The sequence below is a fragment of the Dyadobacter sp. HNCC25DJ185 genome (assembly GCF_056895195.1).
The window spans coordinates 100,676-112,661 of the sequence record NZ_JBXHAR010000011.1 but is presented as its reverse complement, the minus strand read 5'-3'; the positions used below and the strand labels follow the sequence as shown (position 1 = coordinate 112,661).

Below are 11,986 nucleotides of genomic sequence, written 5' to 3'. Positions count from 1 at the left end.
AGACTCGGGTGAATGTGTTTTGTCCCTATTTCAGTAACATAAGGTCGGGTCCGAAACCCTTTCTACTTCAGAAATGTCGCCGTTTCGTCTGATCAAGACGATAATCTGCTCGAAATCTATGATTTGAGAGACTTCGAAGGCAATGATACCCACGAAGGTTTTGCCTCTGTTGATGAAATTCAAATGTTTGATCCGTGCTCCTTTGACGGATTCGACGATCGAGGTGATTTTGTGAAGGCTGATCGCGTTGCGATAAATAATTTTTAAAAGAAAAGTATCTTTCATTGGTTTGCTGATTAAATGGCGAACTGAAATTTCTTGTTTTGAAGGATCGGACCGGACTGGTACAAACCGACCAGTGCATCGAGCATCGCGTCCACTTCGTCGAAGGTGTTGAATTTGCTGAAAGAAAAACGGACATTCTCTTTATCCTCCTGACAGGGTAATGCGCTGATCACATGAGAACCGCCACTGCCAAGATTAGAGCAGGCACTCCCTCCCGAAACCGCAATACCCACAGCATCGAGCCTTTTAACGACGCTGCTTGTGCTCAGACAGGGCAATGAAACATTCAGGATATTAGGGATGCTATTGTCGATTGATTTGCAGTCGCCGTTATAGCAGACATCGGGGATCCCGCTGATAGCAAGTTTAGAGATGAAGTATTGCTTTAACCGGCAAATCTTGCTTTGGTTCGCTTCCAGGTCACGGTATGCCACTTCCAGCGCTTTGGAAAGTCCCACAATCCCGGTTACATTTTCAGTCCCTCCTCTTTGCCCGTGCTCCTGGCCTCCGCCCAGCATTTGTGCTTTGATCCGGTGCTTCTTGTTGATATAAATAAATCCGACACCCTTAGGGCCATGGAATTTATGGGCCGATCCAACCAGGAAGTCAATACCCGCCTGGCCTAGATCAAAGCGAAGTTTTCCGATCGTCTGAGTGGTATCGGTGTGGAAAATGGCATCGTAGCGTTCGGCCAGAATGCCGATTGCATGAATATCGGTGATGTTGCCGATCTCATTATTTGCATGCATCAGAGAGATAAGTGTCCTGGGATTGGCGCGGAGCAGGTTTTCCAGATGATAGAGGTCTACGTGTCCCCTTTCGTCCAGTTTCACAAAGCTGATCTCGATGTCCCCTTCTTTTTCATGCCGGGCAAGCGTTTGCAGGACCGCCTTATGCTCAATTTTGCTGGTGATCACATGGCTGACCTCGTAGGCTTGGATGGCGCCGGTCAATGCAAGGTTATTTGCTTCCGTCGCTCCAGACGTGAAAAAGATTTCACGCGGCGATGCCCCCAATGTTTCGGCAACCGTTTTACGGGCACGGTCTATGGCCTCTTTCACTCTCCTCCCTGCCCAATGGGTAGACGACGGGTTTCCGTAATTTCTTGTCAGAAAAGGCAGGATCGCCTCAACTACCTCAGCATCCAACGCGGTGGTGGCGGCATTGTCACAATAAATTTCCATATCCCTTACATTAAGTTATTGGGTCTATCCCTGTTGATTATCAATATCTTAACCCGAATACATTCCGATTCGCTGTAAAAAAATGCATACAACTGGTCAATCCCTCCGAAAAAGGAAAAGTCAGCTTCGATACAGTTTCAATCCGGTGGTTGGATATTCAGATTTATCGTTAGAATTAGGTTGGGGCACCTTAAAAGTCCCAGGTTGCCAGAAGATCGTAGAGCCTAACCTCTCCCTTCATTCTTTATAAATCTACTAATTCGATAGACAAAGATGAAATAAAGTTTTTAAGTATCAAAAGAGTTTAGCATTTTTTATTTCGCGTCGGTGGAATTCAGGGATTACGAAATCAATCCGTAAGCCCGGTAAATAATTTGGGGAGTCCGATAATTCATTCGTAAATGTTGATCAGAAGAATACTGGCTATCTTATAGAGAATGTCCTGTGTAACCGCAATGCCACGGATAAACAACGAAACGATATGAGATACCTTAGAGGATTTTTTTGCCCGATATCTATTGTAAAATTGACGTTCCTTATTAAGTCGCTTGTTATCTCCCAAGGTGCCGTTGCGCAGAAACAACAAACGCATCAGGATTTTGACTTATACTTTCGAGAAGTTAGAACTGCCACAAAAAATATCGCAAAAACCTGGGGCAGGGACTTGTATGGACCGATCATGCTTGTTGATCCAATTACAAGAGAAATTTTCGCCAACGTATCCGATTCTTCACAAATTCTCAGACGAGAAGGAAAAATCTATATAGGTGCGCTTCCTGAGAATATAAATATTGCCAATACGGCGATAAAATGGAGTGGAAGAGATTAGGCGATGGTTATGCTGCCGCTTCCAAATAGCCGCGAGGAAATGATTACGCTGCTGACTCACGAGCTATTTCATCGGTCACAGGCTAGCCTCGGATTCAAGGTCCATAATGCAGATAACAATCATTTAGATGAAAAAATGGGAAGAATATATCTGCGCTTGGAACTCGAAGCCCTTAAAGCGGCGCTAATGTCTGTCGATAAAAAAAGAGCTAAGAACCATCTGAGAAATGCATTTATATTTAGGAAATATAGAAATTCTATTTACCCGGGATCCGATAGCACTGAAAATATACTTGAATTAAATGAGGGGCTGGCAGAATATACAGGGGTCCTGTCAAGTAACAGAAACTACAAAAAAAAGCGCGGGCACTTCCTACAAGCGCTTAACAGCTTCTCGGGCAATCAAACATATGTCCGCTCCTTCGCATACCAAACAATCCCTATTTATGGCCTCCTTCTGTATTCGACTCAAAAAAATTGGAATGAAGGAATTACCTCTAATAGTAACCTAACCGACATTTTAATAAACGGCTTTAAAATTTTACTACCCGCTGATTTAAAAAAATTTGCCGATTCAGTGAGCGAGGGATATGACCTTAGAACAATTCTCCCGGAAGAGGAGAAGCGCGACTCAACAATTAAAGCATTAAGATCAAATTACATGGAGAATTTTGTGAAAAAACCACACCTTGATGTTGTATTTGAGCATATGAGTGTGTCCTTTGATCCCCGCAATATTATGCCGCTTGATACCCTAGGGACGATTTATCCTACCATGCGGATTACCGACAATTGGGGTATACTTACCGTAACCAAGGGCGGCCTAATGAGTCCTGGCTGGGATCGCCTCACATTGACAAGTCCGATAGCATTTCAAAGCTCTGAAGTAACTGGAGATGGCTGGACCATCCAGTTGGCGGAAAATTATTCAGTACTAATGGACGAAAAAACCGGAAATTACGTGTTGTTGAAACGGTAAAAACTCTTCCGATCTGTACGCGGTAAATTCGTTTCTAGAGATCTTATTCCCAACACTACCAAAACCTCTTGGATCAAAGAACCCGCTAACGGGACCTAGGCCTCGATTCAGGAAAATCTCTAGTAAATTATTGAGTTTGGGTTTACTGTAATTGCATCTATCCGCACTATTTCACCTCCGTCTTGAGCCGGTTATAGCGCTGTTTCATGGCATAAAGCGTCGCACTATAAGCTCTATTCAAAGCCAGGTTCGTCGTTTCATGAGGATCCTTGCGTGTGTCATAAAGTTCTTCGTAGCCGTGTTCTATATACCGCATGTATTTGAATTCGGTACCCACTACCCCTTCCACTTTGGGCAGACCAGGACTGCCCATAAAGGTATGTTCGTAAAAAAAGTCTTTACGGGCCGGGTATTTTTTCTTAAAAGTGCCAAGCAGGTCGCGGCCTTGCATGCGGGAGGGAACGGCCACGCCGGCCAAAGACAGTATCGTAGGCGCAATGTCTATATTTAATGCGATTTGCTCTGTCTTTATCCCAGCCAAACCAGATGGCAGAGCCTTTCCTGAGATGATCAACGGCACTCTGATCGACTCTTCGAAACCAAACCATTTACCTTCCAAACCATGCTCTCCAAGCAAAAACCCGTTGTCGCCCATAAAGATGATAATGGTATTTTCATCCACATGAAGGCCCCTTAATTGCTTCACCAAATTCCCCACAACCTCATCCACTCCTGTGATAAGCCGGTAATAATTGCGCGTGGTTTCCTGCCGGAGTTCCGCCGTTGATAAAAGTGGCTTCCACCGTTTTCGGCCGATGTTTGCGTCGGTGCGGAAAAAGTCGGGAAAACTGTTCCAATATTTTGGATCTGCCGTTTCGGGATCAGGAATTGCTACGTTTTTGTATAAATCTCTATAACGTTCCTGTACAGGGTAGGTAGGCGGATTTCCGTCCAGTTCGTGCGGTGCCTTGAAGCTTACTGACAGGCAAAACGGCTGTTCTCCGGCAAAACGGTCCAAAAACTGCGTGATGTCTTTTGACACGCTGTCTGTGTGGTGGATGATCTTCCCGCTTTTATTCACCAACTCGTACAAAGGCTGGCCTTCCTTTGCACTGGCCCAGTAATCGAAAAGGGAATCGGGTTGATTCTCCATGTCAATTCCGAATTTACCGATAAAACCCAGCTTGTACCCTGCTTTTTTGAGCAAGGCAGGATATGTTTCTGAGAGCGCTTTAACGGTGAAGTCAGTACTGAAATCATTGATCTGATGCCTCGACATATACTGACCGCTCAGCAGGCTTGCCCGGCTCACGCAGCAAATCGCGGTAGTGACATAGGCTTTTTTAAAAAGTATCCCCCTGGTGGCCAAAGCATCCAGGTTCGGGGTATGGATTATTTTGTTTCCCATTGCACCCAAGGCGTCCCAACGGTGATCGTCTGTCAGCAGAAAAATGATATTCGGGCGCTTTCCAGGTTGCGCCGACTGAGAATAAGCCGACAAATTTTGGAAAACCACCAGGACAGGATATAAGAAAAACCGGAGGAATTGGGAATAGGTCATATGCATTGAAAAACGTCACCTCGAAGTTTTCGAGGTGACGTTTTTGGTTAAGGTTGCTACTGATAATTTTGTGGCTAAGAAACCAGCTCTGCTTTCAAGGTGATCTCCGCATTAAGCAATTGTGAAATCGGGCATTCTTTTTTAGCCTTATCAGCGATCTCAGCAAATTGCTCCGATGAAATTTCCGGGACTTTCGCTGTCAAATCGATGGCACTTTTAACCACCTGGCCTTTGGCTGGGTCCATTGAAACAGTTGCGGTGGCATTCAATTCGTCAGCGGTAAACCCTGCGGCGTTCAATTCAAAACTCAGTTTCATAGCAAAACACCCGGCGTGCGCAGCTGCGATGAGCTCTTCCGGGTTTGTTCCTTTGCCGTCTGCAAAACGGGTGTTGAAAGAATACTGGGTATTTTCAAGGACAGTACTCTGTGTACTGATCGTTCCCGTACCCTCTTTTCCCGTACCTTTCCAGACTGCTGTTGCTTTACGATTAATCATATCGGCTTCTTTTTTAAAATTTAATTTATTTATTGAGAATACACTTGTTCCGATGAAAAGTAACATGTATCGGCCATCTACGCAAATTATTATATCATTAAACAAGACAATAAAAGGCTACCCGTCTGTGTTCCAGACTATGCCGCTGCCATTCCCGCGAAAGGCCCGATTTAGTTAATGAAGGTTAACAGCCGATCGGGAATTAAACTTTATAATTGCATTACAATCTAAAACCAAATTTCAATCCAGTTTCCCATTTTAATTAGCGCAATCATGAACAAAAAACTCATCCCCCTGCTCATTCTTCTTGTCGCCCTTTTCCAGGGATGCCGCGGACCGGAAGGACCTCCGGGGCCAGAAGGCGGAAGCATAGATGTCACAGGCACGACTTTTGATCTTGTCAACGTGGACTTCACCAGTGCCAATAATTTTCAGTACTCTTTGTCCTATGCCGATGCAAAAGTGACGGTGCTGGAGTCGGACGCGGTGTTGGTTTATATACATTGGGAAAATGTTACCTCCGGTGGACAGACAGTAGCTGCTTACCGATTACTGCCCCAAACGGCCTTTTTTACCAATGGCGGAATATTAACTTATAATTACGATCAAACCAAGAACGACTTCTCGATATTCCTGGATGGAAACGTTACGTTAAGCACGCTGGCAGATGATTGGACTAAAAAACAAAATTTTAGAATTGTGGTCGTACCTGCTGACTTCGCTGCCCGTACCAACGGTTCGGTTGATTTCAAGGACTACAATGCTGTGGTTAAACATTTTAACATTGATGAATCGAAAATCCGGAAGGTATCAGCCCAATAGCGGTATGACTTTTGAGATTATTTAAAAAATCCGGTAACTTGTTTACCGGATTCCTTTTTTGACATATGAAGAACATTGTAAACACACTGCTTTTATTGATTATCCCGGTCTCCTTTTTATGCGCACAAAATTTCAGCGCTGAAACAGAGGCTTTTCGGGAAAAGTATAAAGAGGAATTCCTGCATTCGACCAATTCCCCGCTCAAAGAAGCGGACCTGCGCTTCCTCCAATTTTTTGAACCCGACTCCTCCTACCGCGTGATTGCCAGGTTCGAGAAAAGCAAGAGCCAGTCGTTCGAAATGCCCACCTACAGTGGGGTAAAAAAAACCTACGTAAAATACGGCACCTTGAAATTCAGGATCAACGGCAGAAGGCAGTCACTCAATGTATACCGGAGTCTGAGCCTGCAAACTGTCGCGAAATACAAGGACTACCTTTTTATCCCTTTCAAAGACAAAACCAATGGGATGGTGTCTTACGGCGGCGGACGCTACATTGACCTCAAAACGACCGATCTGAAAGACAACACCTATGTGCTGGATTTCAACAAAGCATACAATCCTTATTGTGCTTATAGCGACGGATATAATTGTCCGATCCCTCCGATGGCCAATCACCTGGCTGTGGAGATCAATGCCGGGGAGAAAAAGTTTGCCAAACACCACGAGGAGGCCAGCTTAAAATAGGCCTACCGGCGGTAGCTCAAATAAAATGAAATTGCCCTGACTTGAAGGTCCTTTATACTTGGCAAGCCAGCCGTGTTTAAGATAAAACTTCACGGCCCTCTTGTTTTTCGCGAGACATTTTAACGTTAATGTCCCCCCAACTTCCGACCATGCAGCGCGAATCAGCATCTGACCAATCCCCTTCCCTTGAAATTGGCTGCTGACATATAAATGATGGATAAAGCGATCTGGCTCCCAAAGTGAAATAAAACCCACAATTTCGTCGTCTTTCTTTGCTACCAAAATCTTCTCCCCCTGCGTATCCGCCTCAAGTGAACCTGTTTCGAGTTGCTCTTTGGCGAGCCAGGTAAATGTCTGCGCCCTTACTTCGTCGTAAAGAAGTTGTAATACGGTCATATCCCCAACCGCCACGGGCCATATTTCGATTTCTTTCTTTTCCAACATAGCGGCATCAGCTTTATAAAAGGGCACAAAAAAGCCCGATTTGCATTTACAAATCAGGCAATATTATTCTACGTCGATTTTTAACTTTTCAAGAGTTCTTTCTGCTTCATGATACGTTCGAAAACCTTGATATCGTGTTCAGAAGTAAAAATTGTGAACGGCAGGTGAAGAAATTGTCCCTTTGATATCACCAGAACATAAGCATCTTTGTCTTTATACCCCTCCTGGATTTGTTCCCATTTCATCACACTTCCTTCTTTCTGGTTCAACTTCATGAGAATCTGACGATTATCTATTTCATACTGGAATTTCTCAAACATCGGTTTGTACTGCGCCAATTGGGTAATGCCAGTGAACTGTACCAGCCAAAAAAGAACATATAAGATTGCCCCTACAAAAACGGTGATATAAATCCAGAGATTAGGATAAACGCCAGTCAGGTTCAATACCGCGTTAATCAGGATTAATGCAAGCGGAATAAGGCCCCATTTCATCTGCGTTTTAAAAAAATAACGCATGGCCAGCGTGATGTACTTCTTGGTTGGTAAAGCGTATTTTTTGGTACGGACCGCAGCCGGGTTCGTAGGCATTTGATAGACGGGTTGGTGTTTGTTTACCGAAACTTTGGCCATAACTTCATTTAAATTAGCTATTCTGATTTCCCGGATGCAAGCGGCGATTTAAACCTTCCGAAAATGAAGTGCAAAGTTAGAAAAAAGCGGGTGACAATGAGAAAGGCCGGGAAATAAAAAGTAGTTATGAGAATTTAGCGTAATTTGTCTTTGGTAACTGCGTTGAACCTTTGGATGAGCAATCCTCAGTCTGGATCGCCGATGTTCCCTGAAACACGATAATATCAAAAACTAAATGAGTTTTCTTTTTCCGTCTTTTTTGTGGGGTTTGCTGGCCGTATCTGTTCCCATTGCCATCCATATTTTTAATTTCCGACGCACCAAGAAAGTTTATTTTACCAACGTCGCTTTCCTCAGAGCCGTTGAAACAAAAACGCGGTCGATCCGCCAAATCAAGCATTGGCTGGTACTAGCGGCCCGGACGCTCGCGATAGCCTGCCTGGCACTTGCATTTGCCCAGCCATTCATTCCCGCCGAAAACAAGCTGGCCGTCAACAAAAAAGGGATCACCAGCCTGTATCTGGACAATTCAATGAGTATGGAGACAGAGCTGAACAACAAGCGATACCTGGATATCGCAACCAGCCGGCTCAGTGATCTGCTCGGAGTTTTCAGGAATGCAACTTCACTTCAACTGATTACCAACGATTTTTCGGCGCAGGAACAAGGGTTATATCGGGCTGAAAAGATCCGGGACCGCCTCACTACCATTGGACTATCCAACTCGCCTAGGACTTTGGAGGAGATCTATCAGCGGCAGCAAAACCTGATCGAAAGGCATCAAAGCAGTGGCAAAAATCAGCTATTCTGGTTTTCCGACTTTCAGAAAAGTACTGCCGGTAATCTTTCAGCTTTAAAAATCGACACGGCCAGTCAACTTTTTTTGGTGCCGATACAGGCGGCAGCTGAGAAAAACGTATTCGTGGATTCCGCCTGGCTGAACACCCCGTTTATTCGTGAGTTGCAAAACAATATCCTCTTTGTAAAAGTGAGTAACTCAGGTACTCAGGAAGCCAGGAATGTGGTTTTGAAGCTTAGTCTCGACAATACACAGGCCTCTACGGCCTCTGTTAATATACCTTCAAATGGTAGCGCCACTGCAAAATTCAATTTCAACCTGAAAGGCAAAGGTTTCAAGAAAGGCCAGATCACTTTCGACGATTTTCCGGTAACTTTTGACAATGCCTACTATTTTGTCTTGAATTCCTCCCCGCTGATCAATGTCCTCCATATTTATGGCGAAAAGTTCGGCGGTAATTATATCGAAAACGTGTATGACAATGACAGCTTGTTTTCATTGCAAAGCTTTAATGCGCAAAACGTTGACCCCGGCCTGATACGTAATGCAGACCTGGTCATTTTGGAAGGCGTGACCCAGTTATCCGGCACTTTACCACAGGATTTACTGGATTTTGTAAAAAAAGGCGGCAGCCTTGCCATTGTCCCTCCTGCATCGCCGAATCCGGACAGCTATACGCGTTTTTTGGGCGGTTACGGTATTAGTGGATTTCATTTCGCTGGTAACTCCGCTCCTCCTCCAGTGGAATTAGCGGCACCCGACCGGAATAACCCGTTTTTCAGCGATGTTTTTGAAGAATCGGTGCGTCAGGAAGCCAATCTCAGTCTCCCGCTTGCATCACCTGTCTGGAGCTGGGCCAATGCGGGCCAGTTATTATTGTCTTTGCGAAACGGCCAAACTTACCTTAACCAAGTATCTTCTGGCGAGGGCAGGGTCTACCTGTTTGCAGCTCCATTTAACCCGCAGTTTGGAACAATGGCCCAGCATGCGATTTTCGTCCCAATCATGTACAAAATTGCCGCTTCCAGTGTCCGTGCCGAAAGAACATCCTACACTTTCGATGAAAATCCAATCAATCTAACCATAGAAAATGCCGGACCGAACCCGGTTTACAAATTGAGACGTGACAAGGTTGAGATTATACCGGTACAACACGTGACCGGGAATCAGCTCTTGCTGGAAATTCCGGAAGGGGGTCAATTGGGAGAAGGCCTTGACGCAGGCTACTATGAACTGATAAAGGACAATAAGGTTGAGCAAATTATTGCCTTGAATCATGATAATGCCGAATCCAGGCTGCAATACTATGCACCGGCCGAATTAAGAACGCTTTTTTCAGGGCAAAAAAATATTCAGGTTTTCGACAGGATCGACGACGATGCATTCTCTACCGCTTTTGAACAACAAAATGGAGGCACGACACTCTGGAAATATTTCCTGTATGCTGCCTTGTTTTTCCTGCTCACCGAAATCGCCCTGATCAGGCTTATGAAATGATGCGACAGCTTTTGTCGAAATTCTTTACATTTTAGCCAAAACATGCGGATTCAAGTTTTATGTTAGCGGTTTTTAAACCAATTTTGCATATCATTATTTAATTCGTAAATGCTTTCATCCCGAATTGGAATACTTGGCGGCGGGCAACTTGGGTTAATGCTTTTGCAAGCCGCCGTCGACTGGAACCTTGATATCCACGTCCTTGATCCGGATGCCGACGCACCTTGCAGAAAAATCGCCCCCCATTTTCACCAGGGCTCTTTACAAGACTACCAAACCGTTTATGATTTTGGAAAAGACCTTGATGTCATTACCATCGAAATAGAAAAGGTCAATGTCGAGGCACTGGAAGCTCTTGAAAAAGAAGGCAAACAGGTTTATCCTCAACCCGCCGTGATCCGTCAGATCCAGGACAAAAGGATCCAAAAACAATTTTATCTTGATCACAATCTGCCTACCGCGGAATTTATACTAACAGAAAATCAGCAGGATGTAGGCAATTATCTTTCTTTTTTACCTGCGTTCCATAAATTGGGTAAAGACGGCTACGACGGTCGTGGCGTACAACGTCTCACCTCCCAGGCTGATTTGGAAAAGGCGTTCGATAAGCCCGGCTTATTGGAAAAAGCGGTACCGTTTGAAAAGGAATTGGCGGTAATCGTCGCGAGAAATGCGGATGGAGAAGTTGAAACATTCCCAACCGTCGAAATGGTCTTCCATCCGGAGCATAATCTCGTTGAGTACCTTTTCGCCCCTGCGGAAATTGAAGAAACGGTCAATCTGAAAGCGCAAGAAATTGCAAAAAAAACTGCCGAGGCTTTTCAAATTGTTGGTTTGCTGGCTGTTGAGCTCTTCTTGACGGCCGACGGTGAAATATTGATCAACGAAGTGGCGCCACGTCCGCATAACAGTGGGCACCATACCATCCGCGCTAACGCCACCTCCCAATATGAGCAGCACTGGCGCGCGATACTCAATTTACCTTTGGGCAGCACCATTGCTTATGGTCCGTCAGCGATGGTCAATCTATTGGGCGAAAGCGGTTCCGAGGGACCTGCTGTTTATGAAGGAATGGAAAAGCTTCTGGCCACCGAGCAGGTCTTTCCGTTTCTATACTGGAAGGCGATGACAAAACCTTTCCGAAAAATGGGTCATATTACCATTATGGATTCCAATATGACTGCTTTAAGAGAAAAAGTTGATTTTGTAAAAAGGAATATCCGGGTAATTAGTACAAAATCTTAACACTGATTAGATGGTTGGAATTATTATGGGAAGCCTTTCAGACAAAAAGGTCATGCAGCAAGCCGCTGATGCGCTTTCCGAATTGGGTATTGCATTTGAGATGGAGATCGTTTCGGCCCATCGCACCCCTGAGCGGATGTTGGAATATGCATCCTCCGCCCGAAACCGTGGGTTAAAGGTAATCATTGCCGGCGCGGGCGGTGCAGCCCACTTGCCCGGTATGGTGGCATCGCTTACTTCCCTGCCGGTGATTGGTGTACCGGTTTTGTCCAGTAATTCTATTGATGGCTGGGATTCGGTCCTCTCCATTCTGCAGATGCCGTCGGGGGTTCCTGTCGCAACGGTCGCTTTAGACGGGGCGAGGAATGCCGGAATCCTGGCTGCACAGATCATCGGAGCAAGCGATTTGGAGGTTGGAAAACGCCTTGATTTGTTCAAAGAAAGCCTAAAGCAAAAAGTCGCCATGATGAATGACGAATTGAGAAATCAACTTGTAAAGTAATGTGTCTTTAGTATTTTCGTATAAA

At 45.0% G+C, this 11,986-nt stretch carries 13 protein-coding genes; 7 read left to right on the top strand and 6 right to left on the bottom strand.

The window, feature by feature from the left end; all coding sequences use genetic code 11:
* Positions 1-30: 30 nt before the first annotated feature.
* A complete protein-coding gene (locus AC1XUF_RS27105) occupies positions 31-285 on the bottom strand; it encodes a hypothetical protein (protein ID WP_483344997.1) in 255 nt (84 codons plus the stop codon).
* A gap of 11 nt (positions 286-296) precedes the next feature.
* Positions 297-1,469 (bottom strand): cysteine desulfurase family protein, encoded by a 1,173-nt coding sequence (locus AC1XUF_RS27100; RefSeq protein WP_483344996.1) that lies wholly within the window; start codon positions 1,467-1,469, stop codon positions 297-299.
* A 481-nt stretch (positions 1,470-1,950) separates the two neighbouring features.
* On the opposite strand from AC1XUF_RS27100, the gene AC1XUF_RS27095 reads away from it, so the two are divergent.
* Together AC1XUF_RS27095 and AC1XUF_RS27090 are read left to right on the top strand one after the other, a co-directional pair.
* The gene (locus AC1XUF_RS27095; RefSeq protein ID WP_483344995.1) at positions 1,951-2,298 is read left to right on the top strand and encodes a hypothetical protein; all 348 of its coding nucleotides are present in this window, start codon (positions 1,951-1,953) and stop codon (positions 2,296-2,298) included.
* A 39-nt stretch (positions 2,299-2,337) separates the two neighbouring features.
* On the top strand, positions 2,338-3,276 hold the full coding sequence (locus tag AC1XUF_RS27090; protein WP_483344994.1) for a hypothetical protein: 939 nt from the start codon (positions 2,338-2,340) through the stop codon (positions 3,274-3,276).
* A 166-nt stretch (positions 3,277-3,442) separates the two neighbouring features.
* Here AC1XUF_RS27090 and AC1XUF_RS27085 read toward each other — a convergent pair whose 3' ends face one another.
* Both AC1XUF_RS27085 and AC1XUF_RS27080 read right to left on the bottom strand, forming a co-directional pair.
* A complete protein-coding gene (locus AC1XUF_RS27085; protein ID WP_483344993.1) occupies positions 3,443-4,837 on the bottom strand; it encodes a sulfatase family protein in 1,395 nt (464 codons plus the stop codon).
* A 74-nt stretch (positions 4,838-4,911) separates the two neighbouring features.
* A complete protein-coding gene (locus AC1XUF_RS27080; RefSeq protein WP_483344992.1) occupies positions 4,912-5,334 on the bottom strand; it encodes an OsmC family protein in 423 nt (140 codons plus the stop codon).
* Positions 5,335-5,607: 273 nt separating this feature from the next.
* Here AC1XUF_RS27080 and AC1XUF_RS27075 point away from each other — a divergent pair, with 273 nt between their 5' ends.
* On the top strand, positions 5,608-6,156 hold the full coding sequence (locus AC1XUF_RS27075) for a hypothetical protein (protein ID WP_483344991.1): 549 nt from the start codon (positions 5,608-5,610) through the stop codon (positions 6,154-6,156).
* A gap of 65 nt (positions 6,157-6,221) precedes the next feature.
* Entirely contained in the window at positions 6,222-6,842 is a 621-nt protein-coding gene (locus AC1XUF_RS27070) for a DUF1684 domain-containing protein (RefSeq protein ID WP_483344990.1), read from the top strand.
* On the opposite strand, the gene AC1XUF_RS27065 is transcribed toward AC1XUF_RS27070, so the two are convergent.
* The gene (locus AC1XUF_RS27065; RefSeq protein WP_483344989.1) at positions 6,834-7,286 is read right to left on the bottom strand and encodes a GNAT family N-acetyltransferase; all 453 of its coding nucleotides are present in this window, start codon (positions 7,284-7,286) and stop codon (positions 6,834-6,836) included. The two genes, AC1XUF_RS27070 and AC1XUF_RS27065, sit on opposite strands and share 9 nt — an antisense overlap.
* A gap of 80 nt (positions 7,287-7,366) precedes the next feature.
* Positions 7,367-7,876 (bottom strand): YcxB family protein, encoded by a 510-nt coding sequence (locus AC1XUF_RS27060; protein WP_483344988.1) that lies wholly within the window; start codon positions 7,874-7,876, stop codon positions 7,367-7,369.
* A gap of 277 nt (positions 7,877-8,153) precedes the next feature.
* Here AC1XUF_RS27060 and AC1XUF_RS27055 point away from each other — a divergent pair, with 277 nt between their 5' ends.
* The 3 genes from AC1XUF_RS27055 (at position 8,154) to purE (ending at position 11,961) form a co-directional block, all read left to right on the top strand.
* Positions 8,154-10,214 carry a BatA domain-containing protein gene (locus tag AC1XUF_RS27055; protein ID WP_483344987.1) on the top strand — a complete coding sequence of 687 codons (2,061 nt, stop codon included), beginning with the start codon at positions 8,154-8,156 and terminating at the stop codon, positions 10,212-10,214.
* A gap of 108 nt (positions 10,215-10,322) precedes the next feature.
* Positions 10,323-11,459 (top strand): 5-(carboxyamino)imidazole ribonucleotide synthase, encoded by a 1,137-nt coding sequence (locus tag AC1XUF_RS27050; protein ID WP_483344986.1) that lies wholly within the window; start codon positions 10,323-10,325, stop codon positions 11,457-11,459.
* A 10-nt stretch (positions 11,460-11,469) separates the two neighbouring features.
* Positions 11,470-11,961 (top strand): 5-(carboxyamino)imidazole ribonucleotide mutase, encoded by a 492-nt coding sequence (gene purE / locus AC1XUF_RS27045; RefSeq protein ID WP_483344985.1) that lies wholly within the window; start codon positions 11,470-11,472, stop codon positions 11,959-11,961.
* Positions 11,962-11,986: the final 25 nt, after the last annotated feature.

What these genes read in the sequence shown, in the direction of transcription:
- AC1XUF_RS27105 (WP_483344997.1), bottom strand. Translation starts at nt 285, where the DNA reads ATGAAAGATACTTTTCTTTTAAAAATTATTTATCGCAACGCGATCAGC.
- AC1XUF_RS27100 (WP_483344996.1), bottom strand. Translation starts at nt 1,469, where the DNA reads ATGGAAATTTATTGTGACAATGCCGCCACCACCGCGTTGGATGCTGAG.
- AC1XUF_RS27095 (WP_483344995.1), top strand. Translation starts at nt 1,951, where the DNA reads ATGAGATACCTTAGAGGATTTTTTTGCCCGATATCTATTGTAAAATTG.
- AC1XUF_RS27090 (WP_483344994.1), top strand. Translation starts at nt 2,338, where the DNA reads ATGATTACGCTGCTGACTCACGAGCTATTTCATCGGTCACAGGCTAGC.
- AC1XUF_RS27085 (WP_483344993.1), bottom strand. Translation starts at nt 4,837, where the DNA reads ATGACCTATTCCCAATTCCTCCGGTTTTTCTTATATCCTGTCCTGGTG.
- AC1XUF_RS27080 (WP_483344992.1), bottom strand. Translation starts at nt 5,334, where the DNA reads ATGATTAATCGTAAAGCAACAGCAGTCTGGAAAGGTACGGGAAAAGAG.
- AC1XUF_RS27075 (WP_483344991.1), top strand. Translation starts at nt 5,608, where the DNA reads ATGAACAAAAAACTCATCCCCCTGCTCATTCTTCTTGTCGCCCTTTTC.
- AC1XUF_RS27070 (WP_483344990.1), top strand. Translation starts at nt 6,222, where the DNA reads ATGAAGAACATTGTAAACACACTGCTTTTATTGATTATCCCGGTCTCC.
- AC1XUF_RS27065 (WP_483344989.1), bottom strand. Translation starts at nt 7,286, where the DNA reads ATGTTGGAAAAGAAAGAAATCGAAATATGGCCCGTGGCGGTTGGGGAT.
- AC1XUF_RS27060 (WP_483344988.1), bottom strand. Translation starts at nt 7,876, where the DNA reads ATGCCTACGAACCCGGCTGCGGTCCGTACCAAAAAATACGCTTTACCA.
- AC1XUF_RS27055 (WP_483344987.1), top strand. Translation starts at nt 8,154, where the DNA reads ATGAGTTTTCTTTTTCCGTCTTTTTTGTGGGGTTTGCTGGCCGTATCT.
- AC1XUF_RS27050 (WP_483344986.1), top strand. Translation starts at nt 10,323, where the DNA reads ATGCTTTCATCCCGAATTGGAATACTTGGCGGCGGGCAACTTGGGTTA.
- purE (WP_483344985.1), top strand. Translation starts at nt 11,470, where the DNA reads ATGGTTGGAATTATTATGGGAAGCCTTTCAGACAAAAAGGTCATGCAG.